This is a genomic window from Pseudomonas capeferrum (assembly GCF_013523055.1).
GTDB lineage: Bacteria > Pseudomonadota > Gammaproteobacteria > Pseudomonadales > Pseudomonadaceae > Aquipseudomonas > Aquipseudomonas capeferrum_A.
Window position 1 is genome coordinate 77,199 of the sequence record NZ_JAAMQM010000003.1, and the last position, 17,826, is coordinate 95,024.

General features: G+C 58.3%; 14 protein-coding genes and 1 pseudogene. 8 read left to right on the forward strand and 7 right to left on the reverse strand.

From position 1 onward, the window contains the following. The first annotated feature begins 603 nt into the window (after positions 1 to 603). Positions 604 to 2,256, forward strand: a complete 1,653-nt coding sequence (locus G7009_RS04315) for a nitrite/sulfite reductase (RefSeq protein WP_181128764.1) — start codon at positions 604 to 606, stop codon at positions 2,254 to 2,256. Continuing rightward, a complete protein-coding gene (locus G7009_RS04320; RefSeq protein WP_181128765.1) occupies positions 2,240 to 2,734 on the forward strand; it encodes a DUF934 domain-containing protein in 495 nt (164 codons plus the stop codon). Before G7009_RS04315 ends, G7009_RS04320 begins: the two co-directional genes overlap by 17 nt. Before the next feature lie 422 nt (positions 2,735 to 3,156). Here the strand turns inward: G7009_RS04320 and G7009_RS04325 are convergent, their stop codons facing one another. Further along, complete coding sequence (locus tag G7009_RS04325; protein ID WP_308813308.1) at positions 3,157 to 3,492, reverse strand: NEL-type E3 ubiquitin ligase domain-containing protein; 336 nt, start codon at positions 3,490 to 3,492, stop codon at positions 3,157 to 3,159. Here G7009_RS04325 and tssD point away from each other — a divergent pair. After that, positions 3,483 to 3,713, forward strand: a pseudogene (gene tssD, locus G7009_RS04330) (type VI secretion system tube protein TssD); the annotation flags it as partial. The gene G7009_RS04325 and the pseudogene tssD overlap by 10 nt on opposite strands. Before the next feature lie 136 nt (positions 3,714 to 3,849). Here tssD and G7009_RS04335 read toward each other — a convergent pair. The 6 genes from G7009_RS04335 to G7009_RS04355 all read right to left on the reverse strand — a co-directional run bounded on the left by G7009_RS04335 (position 3,850) and on the right by G7009_RS04355 (position 10,600). Beyond that, on the reverse strand, positions 3,850 to 4,551 hold the full coding sequence (locus G7009_RS04335) for an SDR family NAD(P)-dependent oxidoreductase (protein WP_181128769.1): 702 nt from the start codon (positions 4,549 to 4,551) through the stop codon (positions 3,850 to 3,852). Positions 4,552 to 4,974: 423 nt separating this feature from the next. Continuing rightward, complete coding sequence (locus G7009_RS27465; protein WP_219856434.1) at positions 4,975 to 5,106, reverse strand: putative transporter small subunit; 132 nt, start codon at positions 5,104 to 5,106, stop codon at positions 4,975 to 4,977. Further along, positions 5,088 to 6,758 (reverse strand): sodium:solute symporter family protein, encoded by a 1,671-nt coding sequence (locus tag G7009_RS04340; protein ID WP_181128771.1) that lies wholly within the window; start codon positions 6,756 to 6,758, stop codon positions 5,088 to 5,090. Before G7009_RS04340 ends, G7009_RS27465 begins: the two co-directional genes overlap by 19 nt. Positions 6,759 to 7,176: 418 nt before the next feature. Next, positions 7,177 to 8,568, reverse strand: coding sequence for a CynX/NimT family MFS transporter (locus G7009_RS04345; protein WP_258197861.1), 1,392 nt, complete (start codon positions 8,566 to 8,568; stop codon positions 7,177 to 7,179). 7 nt (positions 8,569 to 8,575) lie between these two features. Then, positions 8,576 to 9,787 (reverse strand): M24 family metallopeptidase, encoded by a 1,212-nt coding sequence (locus G7009_RS04350; RefSeq protein WP_181128772.1) that lies wholly within the window; start codon positions 9,785 to 9,787, stop codon positions 8,576 to 8,578. A 216-nt stretch (positions 9,788 to 10,003) separates the two neighbouring features. After that, a complete protein-coding gene (locus G7009_RS04355) occupies positions 10,004 to 10,600 on the reverse strand; it encodes a hypothetical protein (RefSeq protein ID WP_181128774.1) in 597 nt (198 codons plus the stop codon). Between the two features lie 348 nt (positions 10,601 to 10,948). Between G7009_RS04355 and G7009_RS04360 the strand changes: the two genes are divergently transcribed. From G7009_RS04360 to G7009_RS04380, 5 genes are all read left to right on the forward strand, one after another. Continuing rightward, a complete protein-coding gene (locus G7009_RS04360) occupies positions 10,949 to 11,725 on the forward strand; it encodes a creatininase (protein ID WP_181128776.1) in 777 nt (258 codons plus the stop codon). Between the two features lie 80 nt (positions 11,726 to 11,805). After that, positions 11,806 to 13,185, forward strand: coding sequence for a GABA permease (gene gabP / locus G7009_RS04365; protein WP_181128778.1), 1,380 nt, complete (start codon positions 11,806 to 11,808; stop codon positions 13,183 to 13,185). A gap of 291 nt (positions 13,186 to 13,476) precedes the next feature. Beyond that, the gene (locus G7009_RS04370) at positions 13,477 to 14,493 is read left to right on the forward strand and encodes a GlxA family transcriptional regulator (RefSeq protein WP_181128780.1); all 1,017 of its coding nucleotides are present in this window, start codon (positions 13,477 to 13,479) and stop codon (positions 14,491 to 14,493) included. Between the two features lie 426 nt (positions 14,494 to 14,919). Next, positions 14,920 to 16,578, forward strand: coding sequence for an MFS transporter (locus G7009_RS04375; protein ID WP_181128781.1), 1,659 nt, complete (start codon positions 14,920 to 14,922; stop codon positions 16,576 to 16,578). Beyond that, positions 16,575 to 17,744, forward strand: a complete 1,170-nt coding sequence (locus G7009_RS04380; protein WP_181128783.1) for an HlyD family secretion protein — start codon at positions 16,575 to 16,577, stop codon at positions 17,742 to 17,744. Before G7009_RS04375 ends, G7009_RS04380 begins: the two co-directional genes overlap by 4 nt. Positions 17,745 to 17,826: the final 82 nt, after the last annotated feature.

A 17,826-nucleotide genomic window follows, 5' to 3' on the forward strand; every position in this document is an offset into this window, starting at 1 on the left:
ATCGACGCTACTGTCGGGCTTGCGGGTCTTGGTTGGGTTTCCCATTGCATTGCCTCTTGTAGTGATTATGGGAATGCATTTCTCACACTCAGCAGTTAAGCCTAGCAATGCCCTTCTCTCAAGCAGGGTCTTTCATTACGCGACAGGTGACAGTGCGGCTTTTGGGCATCATCTGTCTCAAAAAATCCAGAGCTTGGGTTGCGTGATGGCCGCGGAGCGCATGCCGTTGGCTGAAACTGTCCCACTTTTGGGGGCAATCTAATTTGTGGGGGCGACTGTCTTTGCTATGTCAGCTGACCCCTTCGCGGGCAAGCCGCTCCCACTGCGGCCGTGCCGATCACACTAAACTGCGGTATGCAGAGCCGTGGGAGCGGGTTTACCCGCGAAGCGCCGCGCTGGCGGCGCTCGATCTCAAGGGCGCCATAAAAACAAAGGCATGCACTGGCGGCCATACAACCAGCCTTATTTAGTCCAAATAGTTCTTTGCATATGCTAAAACTTCACTTTAGCGCATAAACACAACCTGCTATCGTTCCTCGGCTCCGTTCCGGAGTGCGCGGCCGTGCGCGCGACTTGCTGCATGCAGCCTGAGACAGGACTTTTATGTACGTATACGACGAGTACGATCAGCGGATCATCGAGGACCGCGTCAAGCAGTTCCGTGATCAGACCCGCCGCTACCTGGCCGGTGAGCTGAGCGAAGAAGAATTCCGCCCTCTGCGCTTGCAGAACGGCCTCTATATCCAACGTTTCGCCCCGATGCTGCGCGTTGCCGTGCCTTACGGCCAGCTGAGCTCTCGCCAGGTTCGCACCCTGGCGAAGATCGCTCGTGACTACGACAAAGGCTACGCGCACATCAGCACCCGGCAGAACGTGCAGTACAACTGGCCGGCCCTGGAAGACATCCCGGATATCCTGGCCGAGCTGGCCACCGTGCAAATGCACGCGATCCAGACCAGCGGCAACTGCCTGCGCAACACCACCACCGACCAGTTTGCCGGCGTGGCCGCCGATGAAGTCATCGACCCGCGCCCATGGTGCGAGATCGTGCGCCAGTGGACCACTTTCCACCCCGAATTCGCCTACCTGCCGCGCAAGTTCAAGATCGCCATCAACGGCTCGAAGGAAGACCGCGCGGCGATCGAAGTGCACGATATCGGCCTCGAGCCGGTGCGCAACGAAGCAGGCGAACTGGGCTTCCGCGTCCTGGTCGGTGGTGGGTTGGGTCGTACTCCGGTGGTTGGCTCGTTCATCAACGAGTTCTTGCCGTGGCAGGACCTGATCAGCTACCTCGACGCGATCCTGCGCGTGTACAACCGTTACGGTCGCCGTGACAACAAGTACAAGGCACGGATCAAGATCCTGGTGAAGGCCCTGACCCCGGAAGTCTTCGCCGAAAAGGTCGAGGCCGAGATGGTCCACCTGCGCGGCGGCAGCAACACGCTGACCGAGGAAGAAGTGCAGCGTGTGTCGCGCCACTTCGTCGATCCCGAATACAAGGCCCTGGCCAACGTCGACTACAGCGCCCTGGACCAGGAGCATCCTGGCTTCGCTCGCTGGCGTTCGCGCAACACCCAGGCCCACAAGCGTCCCGGCTATATCGCCGTGACCTTGTCGCTCAAGCCTACTGGCGTCGCGCCAGGCGACTTGACCGACAAGCAGCTGGATGCCGTGGCAGACCTGGCCGACGAGTACAGTTTCGGCCTGCTGCGCACTTCCCACGAGCAGAACATCATCCTCGCCGACGTCGAGCAGAGTCGGCTTCATGCATTGTGGTTGGTGTTGCGCGAGCAAGGTTTCGCTACCCCGAACGTCGGTTTGCTGACCGACATCATCTGCTGCCCTGGCGGCGATTACTGCTCCCTGGCTAACGCCAAGTCGATCCCGATCGCCGAATCCATCCAACGTCGCTTCGACGACCTGGACTACCTGTTCGACATCGGCGAGCTGGACCTGAACATTTCCGGCTGCATGAATGCCTGCGGCCACCATCATGTCGGCCATATCGGTATTCTTGGCGTGGACAAGAAAGGCGAAGAGTTCTACCAGGTGTCCTTGGGCGGCAATGCCGCACGCGGTGCCAGCCTGGGCAAGATTCTCGGCCCATCCTTTGCCCAGGAGCAGATGGCTGAAGTGATCGAGAAGATCATCTCGGTGTACGTGGAAAAACGCACCGAAGAAGAACGCTTCATCGACACCTACCAGCGTATCGGCATCGACCCCTTCAAGGAGCGCGTCTATGCAGCGAATCATTAAGAACAACCAGCTCGTCGATGAAACCTGGCACTTGTTGCCCAAGGACGCCTCGTTCGACGAGCTGACCAACTGCGACGACTACATCGTGCCGCTGCAACTGTGGCGCGATCACGGCCACGCGCTCAAGGCCCGCGATGGCGGCCTGGGTGTATGGCTGGACAGCGACGAAGAGGCCGAGGAAATCGGTGACGACGTCGAGCACTTCCAGGTCATCGCGTTGAACTTCCCGGCTTTCACCGACGGGCGCAACTACTCCAACGCGCGTCTGTTGCGTGATCGCTACAAGTTCAAGGGTGAGTTGCGCGCCATCGGCGACGTCTTGCGTGACCAGCTGTTCTACCTGGCTCGCTGCGGTTTCGATGCCTTCGCGATCCGCCCCGACAAGGACCCGGAAGATGCGTTGCAAGGCCTGAAGGACTTCTCGGTGACCTACCAGGCGGCCGCCGACGAGCCTCTGCCGCTGTTCCGCCGTCGCTGATTCGTTACGGTAGGCCAACCAAGGAAACCATCCGGTTGTCGTTGTGGGTGATCCGGCGTTTGTACCTACAGGAAAACGTGCGGATTGCCGCCCAACGGGTAAGAATCTGTCTGACCCGTTGAGCGGCACTGTCGCACAAAGAACAAACCTCTCAAGTGCGGTGCATACCCTGTGGGAGCGGCGGTTCGCCGATGCGAATTACCCGTGAACAACGGCGAAGCTGGTGCCATAACCCGCGTGTGCCTGCTTCGCGGGTAAATCGCATCGGCGAACCACCGCCCACAGGTTACCCTTCCGGTCCGATCGTTCTTGCGACAGCCCGCCTTCTGGCGGGCTGTTTCGTCTCGGGCGAAGTACCGAAGCGGTGCATGACTGCCAGTCACCATCCGCCGCCCTGGCAAACACCACATTGGCAACGATGCTTAAACGCGATGGCGCCTTAGCGCTTCCTTGGTGAGCTCGATGATCAAGCGATGCTGTGTCGCCCGCCGGTCTCTTGCGACCTCCTCGACGCGTTCCAGGCAGGTCTGCTCAGACGTCCAATCCATTTGCGCTTCCAATGCCGCCAGGCGTTCGTAGAATGTGCGATCGGCCGCATCGAAGCGCGATGGATACATCTGCCTGAGGTAGTCCTGCCAGAACTCCCGCTCCGCCAAGGACTGGCCAAGTGCTTCGGGCGTCTCGGCCGTGATGATGTCACCCTTGGCATTGCTCAACTGCGCCGCAGAAACGCCGCTAAAGTGCTGGGGCCACGCCACTGTTGTATGGGGCGCTGGCCACCGGCGAAATGCTGACCGAGGTAGAGGTGATGTGGTACCGCACGTCAACCGATGGCACGCAGGAGCACTTATTCACCACCTTTCTCGAGGACGCTATCGTCGTCGACATCAGTACAGTGCTGCCTCACGCACAGAACCCCAGCAACGCCTCCTACACTCAACTGGTCAAGGTAGCCATGAACTATCGCAAGATCACCTGACGCCACGTGACCGCCAACACCGAGGCATCGGATGACTGGCGCAAACTCAAGCAGTACTAGCTGCGTCTGGCTTGCGTCCGGCGGTGAGCCGGTCGCTCGTGTCACCTACGCGAGACCATGACGCCATCCGCAGCCACTACCAAGGCAATGGCGTTCCATCGTAGGCATGGAAGCTGCCGCTGGCGTCCGGCCCGAGACTGTCGATGACCCGCAGCAGGTCCTGCGCCGCAACGCCAGCGGATCGACCGATCTCGGCGCCACGAAAGGGTTGCGAAAGCCGCGTATTCACTGTCCCCGGATGCAACGCCAAAAGCACCGCATTCGGCTGGCTGCGTCGGACTTCGATCGAAGCCGTCTTGATCAACATGTTCAGCGCGGCCTTGGAGGCGCGGTAGCTATACCAACCACCGAGGCGGTTGTCTTCGATACTGCCGACCTTGGCCGAGAGCATTGCCAGCACCCCACGTTGCCGATCCAACAGCCCGGTAAAATAACGTAGCAACAATGCAGGACCGAAGGTGTTGACCTCGAAGGTGGCAAGCAGTTGGCCGTGGTCGAGATCATCAAGACGTTTTTCCGGCATGAAATCCGCGTTGTGGAGCACGCCGGCGGCGTTGAGGATCAGGTGAAATGGCTCCTGCTGTGCCAGCACACCAGCGGCCTGTTCGATACTTGCAGCATCGGACAGATCGAGGGTGGGTATCGTCGAGCGGCCGAGCTCGATCACTGCGCCGCATCGCAGGTTATTACGCAAGGCTTCAGCCAGCGCCGCGCCGATGCCTCCAGAGGCACCTATCACAAGCGCGCGAAATCCATCCGGAAATGACTCCATTGGCATGTTGATCTCCACCGCTATATGCCCTATATCGAAGTCGGCATCGCGTCGACTTCTTCTCCAAGACCGATATGGGTGAACAGCAGCTGGGCTCTTCGTTCAACTTCGAGGAGCTCATCGGCATGGGCTGAAGATTTCCGACAGCCAGAAGGTCGGCCTGCCATTCACTTCTCTAACGCAGGATCAAGAATCCCAACGATGGTATCGAGTCGTAATTACTGTTTTACACTCAAAGCTTCTGATCGGACGACACCCTATAAAGGATCGCGGGAAATTAATAACGCATAGGCTTTGGTTATACAAACCACAGCGTTGCAAGACCCGCCAAAGCACGAATCCCGTGACCTGCTCAAGGGATTCGCGCTTGCTTGATGGCGCTAAAGGCGTCGCACAAGCGCCTGTCGCTAGCCTGCACAGCGAATCGGTTTACACCAGATCCGTGCCGTCACGTTTAGCCTTGCGCATGTCTCGGTACAAACTGACGCACAAGGTGATCAGCACGGCTGCCGCAATAACGGGCCAGATCAATACATACAGGGTTAACGCAAAACTGGACATGGGGTAACTCCTTCGTCTTCAGTAGCGGCATCGGTATTCCCGTGGAAGGCCACGACGCGCTCGTTGATGCAGTCAAAGTCAAAATCTTCGTTGGACAACAAGCTCACCAACACGCAAACCACCGTGCTGACGCCATAGGCTGTGAGTGAGCTGAGCAAGACCGGGTAATCACGCAAAAAGCCGAACGCAAAAGGCGCGAGAATCAAGAACGCGAGTCCACCCAGTATGAATCCCACCTTGCGCCCGAAGAAGCCGAAGGCCATCAAGCCAATTACCACCCCGCCACCGATCGATGCAAACAGCTCGAAAGACAATGCCACGACACCTTCTAACTCGAGCAGCTCGAAGCGCGCGACCAGAAACATCAAAAAGCCTGCGAAGGCCGCACTGGTAAAAGCGGCATTGGTGATCCGCCCCCAGTACAGACTGGCGATGACCGGGAACACGATGGCGCCCCATAACGCGCCCACGAAGATGAGCATGGTCAGGATGTCCAACTTGAGGCTGGCGAATACGACGGCAAGCATCGTTGCAACGACCATGGTCAGGCGCCCTACGAACAACATGGTTTTGGCGTTCGGCTTGCCTTTGGCCAGGTTCTTGCCATATACGTCAGTCATCACCAGCGCGGACAGCGCCGATAAATCCGAATCGGCGGTCGATGACAGCGAGCCGATTACCATGATGAAAAACAGCCCGATTGCAAACGGCGGCAAGTAGGTCGAGGCCATTTGCGGAATCAGATTATTCAAGTCACCCTCCACCGGTTGCACCCCGGCCAGCAAGGCGAGAAAACCCAACATGCCCAAACCAATCACAATCGAAGCGTAGCCAATGGTGGCCGTGACAAAGGTCGACTTCATCAAGTCTTCACGCACCGCAAACAATCGCTGAGCAATGGTTTGGTTACCAATGGCGTAAGCCAGTACTGCAACGAAATAGGGTGCACCCTGTTCCAGAATGGCGGTTTTCGAATAAAAGCTGGCTTGCTCCGGGGAAAGGGTCGGCATGCCTTGGGCAAAGAGTTCCGGACCGCCCAACTGAAAGAAGATAATTGGAATGATCACTACCGCGGCGAAGATCATGGCGAACAACTGGCCGAAGTCAGTCAGGACTGAAGAGCGAAAGCCTGACCAAATGGTGTAACCCAGAATCCCGAAACCGGCGATCAACACCCCGTGAACAAAACTCAGCGGAGACAGCACGGCAACCAGGGCGCCGGCAGCAGTAAAATTGACCATCAAACTGATCATGCTGCCGACGATATTGGAGCCTGCCAGAATCATCTGGCTGGAACGCCCATGACGGGCGTGCATGATCTCTGCCAGGGTATGGGCCTTGGGCGCCAGTGCGCGAAAGCGCCGGCCAAAGGGATAGATAAACAGAATCATCAACGCGCCCCAGAAACCGTAATGCAGCGCGCCGGAGAGGCCGAACTTGTAGCCAGAACTGGCAGCCGCATAGAAGGAGGCAGCCCAGATCCAGGTGGCGGTCATGCTGGCAGCCGCCATGCCAAAACCGATTGAGTTATTGGAAACCATATAGCCGTCGACGTTTTCGTCCTTGCGCCCCACGCGCAACGACACCAGAAAAGTCAAGCCATAGAAACACAGCAGAAGCAGCAAAACGGTAGGGGTGGAAAGTTGGTACATTCCTTTCTCCTTTATGTGCGCCACGGTCACCCCACACGCAATGAGGGACCGATCTCGACAGGCGCAAAACAACCCAGGATTCCTGCCAGGCAGGTAAGAGCGGACAGCGGTCCGCTGGGTTGTATCGTGAAGGCTGACAAGAGACGGAGCGCAAAGGACGCTCCACGTCTGAAGGCAAAGCGTGCGCTAGCACGTTGAGCCCGGTGCTTGTAGCAATGGCCGACAATAGCCGGAAGATAGGTTCTGCATCAGAACAGCTCTGACACGAACCGAGCGGATTATACAGATTTTGGGCGGATACTACCGACCAAGCAGCCTATCCGGCATAGGCTGGCCCGGTTCCCCAAGCCAAGTGGATGGCAACGCTGGGGCTTGATCCAGCCAACGTGACGAAACCAATGGCAGATGCCTGGGCCGATTATTCCCTGGCTGCCGCTTCTGCTTGATCCACCTCGAACTGGACCGAGACGAACCGAGGGCGACCTGAGGTGTACCCGAAGTACAGCAAAGCCACACCTACCGCAGAAAGGAAAATCTCTACGTGGGCATAACCAATGGACGGCTTGTAAAGCATTCCGACCAACAGGGGCCCGAGCGCCCCTACGCCATAGCCGATTCCTTGTACCATGCCGGATAACTCAGCCGCGACATGCGCATTCTCGGAGCGCAAGACAATCATTGCGATAGCGATGGACGTCAATGCGCCTTGCCCAATGCCTTGCACCCCAGCCCAGAACCAAACCGACTGGATTGGAGCAGCCAGGCATCCCAGGAAACCGATTGTCGTAAGCAAAACCACAATTACATTGAACCAGGATTGATTGGGCAATCGAGTGGCTATCAATGGCGCGGCCAGGCACGTAGCGGTTTGCAGGAGGATTGAGCTGGACACGATGAGGCTCGACTCCAGCGGCGCCAATCCGCGGTCCCGTAGAAAGGGGGCAAGCCAGCCGAAGACGGTGAAGGAATACATGGCCTGCAGAACCATGAACAGCGTGAGTTGCCAGGCAAGCGCGCAACGCCACAGGCCTCTTATATGGGGTGTCGCCATGCGCGTAACAGCCGTCCCCTTGGAAAGCTGAAAGAACCAGCAGGCGCAGGCTACGGCTGCAGGCAAGGACCAGAGCGCCAAAGCCATAGTCCAGCCGCCGCCCAGAGCATGTTTAAGCGGTATGGTAATACCCGCGGCAGTGGCGGCGCCGCCCAAGAGCGCCATGGAATAGAGGCCGGTCATCAGGCCAGTTGACGTGGGGAAGTCTCGCTTGATGAGCCCGGGAAGAAGGACGTTGATGATGGCAATTGCGCCACCGACGACGACCGAGCCGACGATGAGGCCAGGAATACCCCCCATTCCACGACCCAATAGGCCAGCAGATAACAGCACCATCAATCCAAGAATAGTACGCTCCGCTCCGATTTTTCTGGCCAGCCATGGTGCCAACGGCGCGAATAATCCCAGGCACAGGACCGGCAAGGTAGTCACCGCACTGGTGGCCACAGACGTCAAGCCCAGATCGATTTTCACCTCGGCAAGCACGGCCCCCATACTTGGAAAAGCAGTGCGCAGATTGAAGGCCACCAAAAGAAGGCTGGAGGCCAGATAGAATAAGCCTGTCGCAGGTGCGATGAAAACTGGCGACGCGCCGGCTTCAGACCCGATGAAAGCATCAGCCAGCTCTGAGACTTCGCGCTGCGTTCGCGTTACACCCTGCTCCATCTTCCCCTCCGGGAATTCGGCCTGGAAGGTATGAACCTTGTTCAGGACGGGACAATGGAATAAAAAATGCCGCACAATTGGCTTGTGCGGCATGATCGTTTTACTTCTTGACGATGTTGTGTTCCGGGCCGTATGGGAACTTGGTGACGTTCTCGCCACCGTGCTCGTTGACGATCAGAATGTCATGCTCGCGATAACCGCCCGCTCCCGGAATACCTTCAGGCAGCATGATCATCGGTTCGATGGAGACCACCATACCTGGCTCCAGCACGGTGTCGATGTCTTCACGCAGTTCAAGACCCGCTTCACGACCGTAATAATGACTCAGTGTGCCAAACGAGTGTCCGTAACCGAAGGTGCGGTATTGCAGCACGTCGTGCTCCAGGAAAATCTCGTTCAACTGCTGGGCGATATCGCAGCAGCGCATGCCAGGTTTGATCAGTTTCAAACCAGCTTCATGCACCTTCACGTTAACCTCCCACAGGCGCAGATGCTCATCGGAGCAATGGTCCAGGAAAAGGGTTCGTTCGAGAGCGGTGTAATAACCGGCAATCATCGGGAAACAGTTGAGGCTGAGAATGTCGCCCTTGTTGACCTTGCGCGAGGTCACCGGGTTATGGGCACCGTCGGTGTTGATGCCTGACTGGAACCAGGTCCAGGTATCCATCAGCTCGGAATCAGGGAACGTGCGGGCGATTTCTCGCACCATGGCCTGAGTGGCGTGCAGCGCCACTTCGTATTCAGGCACTTGATCATGCAGGGCTTCGATGACCGCAGCGCCGCCGATGTCGGCGATTCGGGCGCCTTGACGGATGATGGCATGCTCTTCAGCCGATTTGATCATGCGCATGCGCATGCACGGTGCCGCGATGTCCACCAGCTCGGCCTGAGGATAACGGCTGGCCAGCTTATCGCGATTGAGCAGGTTCAGATGGTCGAACTCGATGCCGATACGTCCGGCCTTGGGCAACGCCTGCTGGATCGCGACGAAATAGTTATCGCGCTGCCAGTCGGTGTAAATGATGTTTTCGGTACCGACCGTGCGCCGCCAAGGCTGGCCGCCATCGATGTTGGCGCTGATCGACACGACGTTGTCCGGCGTCACGACCAGCGCGTAGGGACGGCCAAACGAGCAATACAGAAAGTCGCTGTAGTAGTTGACGTTGTGATAAGAGGTGAAGACCGCAGCGTCGATATCGTTCTGGGCCAGGTAACTGCGTAGTGTGGACAGGCGATTGGCATATTCCTGTAGAGAGAACGTCGGCTTAACTTTTTCGCCGTTCTTGATTTGAATTGTTTTCGGCATTTGCATGTCTTTTGATCCTTCGGTGGGTTGAGCGGTAGATTGCCCAGTTGTCGGTGCTGCTGGAGATCATTCGAACAGATCTGTCGCGGCTTTTTTTGCACGCATCCGACCTGTAAATGACCAGATCCGCCTTCCCCGTCCAGGCTTCGCCATAGAAACGACATACCCCTGGGGCGGGCCTTGCGGACCGCATCTCAGGGGTATGGAAAAAGGCGGAAGTGCTCAGTGAAATGACGACGAAGGCGCATTTTTATGGAGAGGGTACGTACCGAAAAGCAGGGCCCGCATCAGTCGCTGGATTTCCTGGCAATCGCCGTAGGCCAGGCGCTGATTGCCGATACGAAACAGCGTGGCCATTGGCATCAGAACGTTGAAGTGAGCGCAAGATAGTAATGAGCCGTGCCCCGTCACGCTGCAACGCAGATCATCCAAGTCACTGAGCTTGATTGGAGGCTGCCCGGCTCGGCCCAGCGCACCCAGCGCTATTGGCTGCGACGCCCAATGCTGCACTTGCTGGCGAAGCGCTTCGTCGTTACCGACCCGGTGCAGATTGTCGCCACCACAGAGAATCAAAACGTCCAGCGGTTGTGCCCGGCTCAGTTGTACCGTGGCGGTCGCTATGCCGTTGCTGGCCTTCAAAGGCTGGCCTTCAAGGCTGAGAATTTGCCATTCACAGGCACTGTAAACCGCAGTTTCCTTGGCCAGGCGCAACTGCTCCAGGGCGGCAGACAAAGCGTAAAAGTCGAACCCTTCCGTCAGCCAGAAACCCACACGCAGCACGATAGGCGTTTTTTGGCTGGTTTCAGTCAGCTGCCGCATGTTCAGTTTCCTGCATCAGGTTGGATCAGTCTTCGGTAGCCGTTAGCCAGGCCTTGGAGAAGATTCGTCATCGGGGCATGCTGCTAGCACCTGTCCGCGAATGACTTGATTGTCGACGCGGCCGCCTTTGCGGAACTGTCCGATTTCGACCTCTAAATGTTCGCTACCCCCTTCTTGCAGAGCGCAATATGGGCTCGCGCAAGCAGCCTTGGAGGTGTCGGCAGATTTAGTCAATTCCAGGTCGGAAACTGACAATCTCGACACCTTGCGATCTGTTCGAATCGGCTCTCGCAATGCTTGCTGCAGATGGCAACCCTGACAAATACAAGTCCTCAAGAGGCTACACCAATGAACGACAGCGTAGTGATTGGGGAGCTTACCTGGCCCGAATACGCGAAAAAGGTAGCGTCCGGCAGCCCGATATTCTTGCCGGTAGGCGCATTGGAGCAGCATGGTCATCACATGTGCATGGAGGTGGATGTTCTGTTGCCTACGGCCCTGTGCAAGGCCGTTGCGACCGAAGTTGACGGGCTGGTGCTTCCCGCCCTGGCATACGGTTACAAGTCACAGCAAAAGTCAGGAGGGGGCAATCATTTCCCCGGCACTACAAGCCTGGATGGCGCTACGCTGACCCATACCATACAGGACATCATCAGAGAGCTTGCCCGCCATGGCGCGCGCAAGCTGGTCATGATGAACGGCCACTACGAGAACTCGATGTTCATCGTTGAAGGCATCGACCTGGCGCTTCGCGAACTTCGCTATGGAGGTATCGATAATTTCAAGGTGGTCGTGCTGTCTTACTGGGACTTCGTCAACGACCCGGCCGTGATCGAAAAACTCTATCCCGATGGATTTCTCGGCTGGGATATAGAGCATGGTGGCGTTTTCGAGACCTCGTTGATGCTGGCCCTGCACCCTGACAAAGTCGATCTGAGCCGCGCCATCGATCACCCCCCCGCCACTTTCCCGCCTTACGATGTTTTCCCCATCATTGCAGAGCGCACGCCAGCGTGCGGAACCCTCTCATCGCCCAAAGGCTCCAGCGCAGAGAAAGGCGAGTTGATCATGCGCGTCTGTGTGACGGGCATCAGCGCCGCCGTGCGAGAGGCATTCGACTTGTAACAGTAACGCGCTCATTACACGCCGACGACACCGCTACCGATAGCTGTTCACCCTCCTTCAATAATAAAAAGGGTACTCATATGTCCAGCAATTCCGCTCTGGCCCCGGGCCTCAAGCAGCGTCACGTGACCATGCTGTCAATCGCTGGCGCTATCGGTGCCGGTCTGTTCATCGGTTCTGGGCATGCCATCGCAGCAGCTGGCCCGGCGGCGATTCTGGCTTACATCTTGTCAGGCACCCTGGTTGTCCTGGTTATGCGAATGCTGGGAGAAATGGCCGTCGCGTCGCCAGACACGGGATCGTTTTCGACCTATGCCGAACGTGCGATGGGACGCACCGCGGGCTTCACCATCGGCTGGCTGTACTGGTGGTTCTGGGTATTGGTCATTCCCATCGAAGCCATTGCAGCGGCTGCGATCCTGCACACGTGGTTTCCCGCTATCCAGACGTGGGAGTTCGCGTTGGCGGTTACCGGCCTCCTGACCTTGACCAATTTGTTCAGCGTGGCGCGCTACGGTGAGTTCGAGTTCTGGTTCGCCATGCTCAAAGTCATCGCGGTATTGGGTTTTATCGCCCTTGGTGCCGTGGCCCTGACAGGGATAGTGCCAGACCTGACGGTCAGTGGTGTCGTTAAGCTGAGTAACGAATTCGGCGGTTTCATGCCCAACGGCATGACAGCGGTCGTCGGAGCGATGCTCACTACCGTATTCAGTTTCATGGGCACTGAAATTGTGACCATTGCCGCCGCCGAGTCCAAGAACCCGTCCAAACAGATCACCCGCGCCACCAATTCGGTGGTCTGGCGAATGGGCATCTTCTACATCGTGTCAGTGTTCCTGATCGTCTCCATCGTCCCGTGGAACGACCCCATGCTCGTCCAGGTCGGCTCTTATCAAAGAGCGCTGGAACTGATGAATATCCCGCACGCCAAGATGATCGTGGATATCGTTGTCCTGATCGCCGTCGCCAGTTGCCTCAACTCGGCCATTTATACGGCATCACGCATGGTGTACTCGCTGAGCAAACGTGGCGATGGTCCGCGTATGCTTCAGCGCACCTCTTCGGCTGGCGTGCCCTATGTTGCGGTGCTGGCTAGCACGGCGGTGGGCTTTCTGACCACGGCACTCAATTATTTCGCACCCGACGAAGTGTTCTCATTCCTGCTGGCAAGCTCAGGCGCTGTAGCGCTGCTGGTGTATCTGGCAATCGCCGTCTCTCAACTGCTGCTGCGTAAACGGGCGAACCTCCAGGGTGACGCGATGGCGTTCAAGATGTGGCTGTTCCCCTGGCTCAGTTATCTGGTGATTTTCTCCATACTGAGCATTCTCACGATGATGCTGGTGCTGCCGGAGCATCGGATGGAAGTCCTGGCAACAGGCGTTCTGACACTGTCTATCGTGGGCATGAGCGTGATTTCCTCGGCCAGAAAAAGCAGGCCGCCACAGGCTGAAACCGCATAGAACAGATTCGTAGCCCTCGCCACGGACTGCGCCAAGACTCACATTCCTTTTTAGGTCGTTCCGACTGTTCCGCCTAATGGGCCGGACCCGCTTGATAACAGCGTTCTCACCCTGCGAGAAGGAGGCGCTCGCAGGGTGTTGGTTTTCTCGGGCACGAACAGGCGAAACTTCGCATCCCCATGCAGGCCGCGGGCCAGCAGGTGTTCGTCAGCACAGCTCCCAAAGCCCGGAAGCCGGGTGTAAGATCCAGTCAAGAGCAGGATCAGACAATAACAACCAGGAGCACTATCGATGGGGAAATTGAAGGCCTCGACCCCCGCCATGGGATACCCGGTCAGTGACCAAAACCCTGTAAAAGTCGTTGGTTTTCTGGTGATGCCCAATTTCACCACCATTGGCTTCGCCTCGGCGGTGGAAACCTTGCGAATGGCCAATCTGGCGGCGCGCAGGCCCATGTTCCGAACCCTTATCATTGCAGCCGACATGGAGCCGGTGGGTGCCAGCAACGGTATGCGCATCCTGCCGGATTTCAGCATCAAGGATGCTCCCAAGCTGGACATGTTGTTCGTGGTTGGGCCAAACCCCATCGTTTCCAACCACAGTACTCGCCCACTACTCAATTGGCTGCGCAAGCTGGCGCATGAACAGGTGCCACTGGGTGGCATCTGTACCGGTAGCCATTTGTTGGCGCGCGCCAACTTGCTCACCGGTTATCGCTGCACGATCCATTGGGAAGATATCGAGGCGCTGAAAGAGCGCTTCCCCGGGATCATCATTTCCAACCAGTTGTTCGAGCTTGACCGGGACCGTTACACCAGTTCCGGTGGTGTCGCGTCCATGGACATGATCCTGCAGTTGATCGCCCGAGAGCCTGGTGGGCGGGATATAGCCGCACACGCAGCCGAGTTGTTGTTGTGTGATCGGGTACGCGGCTCTCAAGAGCGACAGCGCGTGCCCTTGCGACAGAAGCTGGGCACCTCGCAGCCCAAACTCAGTCAGGTCGTCGCGATCATGGAGTCCAACCTTGAAGAGCCCATGACACTGGAAGAACTCGCAGGGGTGAACGAGATATCGGTTCGGCAACTGGAGCGCCTGTTCCACAAACATCTGCAACGGACACCCAGTCAGTACTACCTCGAACTACGCCTGTCGCGGGCTCGGCAGCTGTTGTTGCGCAGTGAATCACAAGTACGCGACATCGCGCTCGCTTGTGGTTTCGTGTCACCCGCGCATTTCTCCAAGTGCTACAGCCGCTTCTTCGGTGTATCACCCATTGGTGAACGCAAACAGGTGGCCGCTTTACATTAAAAGAACACGTCGATCGCTCGATTGTCCGGTTGGCTGTCGACTGGGCTGTTGGGCTGCCGTGGCTGTCAGCGCAACCAATCCCATCCTGGCAAACTGAATGTCGGATGTTCCGCGCACGGCGGTGATACGCAGGGCGATCATCGCTGCAAAAAGTATCCGAAGCACCTTGGATGAATGCAGGGTCGCGACGGCGCCATCCAATTAAAACGCCTGTTCAGGAAAGTAGACACTCCCTACCGAAATGAGAACTTCCAGGTCGATTACGCTATCAAACAATCGTCTGCAGCCTCGACATCCCTTGAATCGCGCCACTTCGGGGCCGCAGGTTCGGTGTTGACCTGTCGACTTGTCTGGGTGAGATGGACGCAGTACATCGTGATTTCGCCGCCTCACCGCAGGGCCGGTTCAGAATTCCAAGGCTAAGAAATGGCTAAATTTGTTTCGCGCGAGTGGCTTCCCCATGAAAAACCTTCGATGCCAGGCTCGCCGTCGACACCCCTGCACTCTACTTCCAAGCGCCTGGCCTTTGGTCTGGTAGGCCTGTTGGTGGCGATCACGGGTGGCCTGGGCAATGCCCTGGTCACCGCCAACCTCCAGTTCCTGCAAGGCGCCCTGGGCGCAACCACTGCGGAAATGGCCTGGCTGCCCGCCGCCTACGTGATGACCAACGTGTCGATGAACCTGCTGCTGGTGAAGTTTCGTCAAGAGTTCGGCCTACGCGCTTTTACCGAGATCTTCCTGGCGCTGTACGCACTGGTGACCTTCGCCCATCTGTTCGTCAATGACCTGAATTCGGCTATCGCCGTACGTGCCGCCCACGGCATGGTGGGCGCGGCGTTGAGTTCGCTGGGCCTGTATTACATGATCCAGGCCTTCCCGGCCAAGTGGCGCTTGAAAGCCCTGGTCTTGGGGCTGGGCGCCTCGCAACTGGCGTTGCCGCTGGCCCGGATCTTTTCCGAAGACCTGCTGCAGATTGCCGAATGGCGCGGCTTGTACCTGTTCGAACTGGGCCTGGCGCTGACGGCACTGGGCTGCGTGCTGATGCTCAAGCTGCCGCCGGGTGATCGCTTCAAGACTTTCGAGCCGCTGGACTTCCTTACCTTCGCGATCATGTCCAGCGGCGTTGCCCTGCTCTGCGCGGTGCTGTCGTTGGGACGCATCGACTGGTGGCTGGAAGCGCCCTGGATCGGTGTCGCCCTCGCCGCCTCGATCGCCCTGATCATCACCGGCCTGGCCATCGAACACAATCGCCGCAACCCTTTGCTCATGACCCGCTGGCTGGGCAGCGGCGTGGCCATGCGCCTGGCACTCTGCGTGATCCTTATCCGTATGGTCACCTCCGAGCAGTCCACCGGCGCCGTGGGTTTTCTGCAAGCCTTGAACCTGGGCAGCGAGCAGTTGCGCAGCCTGTACCTGGTGATGCTGCTGGGCGCGGTCTGCGGTTTGGCGGTCAGTGCCTTGACCATCAACCCGCAACACCTGGTGATACCGCTGTTCATCTCCCTGGCGATGATGGCGATCGGGTCGTTCATGGACAGTTCATCGAGCAACCTGACGCGCCCGGCGCAGATGTATTTCAGTCAGTTCCTGCTGGCCTTTGGCGGCACGTTCTTTCTCGGACCGACCATGGTCCTGGGCATCAGCCATATCCTCACCAACCCGCGCAACCTGGTCAGTTTTTCGGTCATGTTCGGTATCTGCAACAACCTTGGCGGCCTGATTGGCGCAGCCTTGCTGGGCACGTTCCAGATCGCGCGGGAAAAGTTCCATTCCAGCTACCTGGTCGAACAATTGACCCTACTCGACCCGCTGGTGCTGAACCGAGTGGAAAGCGGCGCAGCGGCCTATGCCGGTGTCATCACCGACCCGGCCTTGCGTACCTCGGTCGGCAGTCGCCTGCTGGCCAACGCGGCGACACGTGAGGCGAACATTCTCGCCTACAACGATGTCTTCATGATGATCGGCAGCATCGCCATACTCACGATGATCTGGATTTTCATCCGCAGCCTGTGGCTGTGGCATACCGCTCGCGCTGTCCGCGCGGTGGCGACCCTGAACCCTAGCCGCGGCGCTCCTGCTCAATGACCCAACCGACCACCACGACCACCACCGCCATTGCCGAAACCCCCGAGGGGGCCACCCCGCCTGCCGCTGCCCTCAGCAAACCGCGCTCGCTGCGCAGGCGCGTGCTCTCATCGTTGATCTTTGCCAGTGTGGCCATCATCGGTGTGTTGATCGTGCTGTATGCCTGGCAGCTGCCGCCATTCAGCAGCGCCATCGAAAGCACCGAGAACGCCATGGTGCGCGGCCAGGTCACGATCATCGGGCCGCAGCTCAGCGGCTACGTAGTCGAGGTGCCGGTGCGGGACTTCCAGTTCGTCAAGGCAGGCGACTTGCTGGTGCGTCTCGATGACCGCATCTACAGGCAGCGACAGCATCAGGCCCAGGCCCAGCTGGAGCAGCAAAAGGCAGCACTGGCCAATAACCTGCAGCAGCGCAAGAGCGCCGAGGCCACCATCGTTCAACGCCAGGCGGCGATTGCCGACAACGATGCGCAAGTACGCAAGAGCCACGCCGACCTGCGCCGCAACGAAGAATTGGTCCGTGATGGTTCAGTCTCGCGCAGCGACCTGGACGTCACCCGCGCCGCTCATGCACGGGCGGTTGCCGCCCTGGCCCAGGCCAAGGCGGCGCTGGAAATCTCCCGCCAGGATCTGCAGACGGTGATCGTCAACCGCGCGTCCCTTGAAGCCTCGGTAGAGAATGCCAATGCGTCGGTGGAACTGGCTCGCATCGACCTGGACAATACCCGGGTAACCGCACCGCGTGATGGCCAGCTCGGGCAGATCGGCGTTCGGTTGGGAGCCTATGTGAACTCCGGTGCACAATTGATGGCGCTGGTGCCGGATGTCCATTGGGTAATGGCCAACATGAAGGAAACCCAGATGGCCACTGTGCGCGTGGGCCAGCCGGTAACCTTTACCGTCGATGCACTGAACCACCTGAAGTTGCGCGGCCACGTGCAGCGCATCTCGCCGGCCACCGGTTCCGAATTTGCCCTGTTGCAGTCCGATAACGCCACCGGCAACTTCGTCAAGATCGCCCAGCGTATCCCGGTGCGCATCAGCGTCGATCCCGAGCAACCCGAAGCGCAGCGCTTGCGGCCCGGCATGTCGGTGGTGGTCAGCATCGATACGCAGTTTACGGTGGAGAGTGATCGCCAGGGCGCTGAAGTCGATGAGCAGCATTGACCCCATCACCCGATTACGCCACCAGTGGCGACATGAAGGGGGCTGCACACCACAGGCGGTGAACGGCGTGTCGAAGGCCAGG

What these genes read in the sequence shown, in the direction of transcription:
- G7009_RS27465 (WP_219856434.1), bottom strand. Translation starts at nt 5,106, where the DNA reads ATGTCCAGTTTTGCGTTAACCCTGTATGTATTGATCTGGCCCGTTATT.
- G7009_RS04340 (WP_181128771.1), bottom strand. Translation starts at nt 6,758, where the DNA reads ATGTACCAACTTTCCACCCCTACCGTTTTGCTGCTTCTGCTGTGTTTC.
- G7009_RS04345 (WP_258197861.1), bottom strand. Translation starts at nt 8,568, where the DNA reads ATGCCGCACAAGCCAATTGTGCGGCATTTTTTATTCCATTGTCCCGTC.
- G7009_RS04355 (WP_181128774.1), bottom strand. Translation starts at nt 10,600, where the DNA reads ATGCGGCAGCTGACTGAAACCAGCCAAAAAACGCCTATCGTGCTGCGT.
- G7009_RS04350 (WP_181128772.1), bottom strand. Translation starts at nt 9,787, where the DNA reads ATGCAAATGCCGAAAACAATTCAAATCAAGAACGGCGAAAAAGTTAAG.
- gabP (WP_181128778.1), top strand. Translation starts at nt 11,806, where the DNA reads ATGTCCAGCAATTCCGCTCTGGCCCCGGGCCTCAAGCAGCGTCACGTG.
- G7009_RS04335 (WP_181128769.1), bottom strand. Translation starts at nt 4,551, where the DNA reads ATGCCAATGGAGTCATTTCCGGATGGATTTCGCGCGCTTGTGATAGGT.
- G7009_RS04320 (WP_181128765.1), top strand. Translation starts at nt 2,240, where the DNA reads ATGCAGCGAATCATTAAGAACAACCAGCTCGTCGATGAAACCTGGCAC.
- G7009_RS04375 (WP_181128781.1), top strand. Translation starts at nt 14,920, where the DNA reads ATGGCTAAATTTGTTTCGCGCGAGTGGCTTCCCCATGAAAAACCTTCG.
- G7009_RS04315 (WP_181128764.1), top strand. Translation starts at nt 604, where the DNA reads ATGTACGTATACGACGAGTACGATCAGCGGATCATCGAGGACCGCGTC.
- G7009_RS04360 (WP_181128776.1), top strand. Translation starts at nt 10,949, where the DNA reads ATGAACGACAGCGTAGTGATTGGGGAGCTTACCTGGCCCGAATACGCG.
- G7009_RS04370 (WP_181128780.1), top strand. Translation starts at nt 13,477, where the DNA reads ATGGGGAAATTGAAGGCCTCGACCCCCGCCATGGGATACCCGGTCAGT.
- G7009_RS04380 (WP_181128783.1), top strand. Translation starts at nt 16,575, where the DNA reads ATGACCCAACCGACCACCACGACCACCACCGCCATTGCCGAAACCCCC.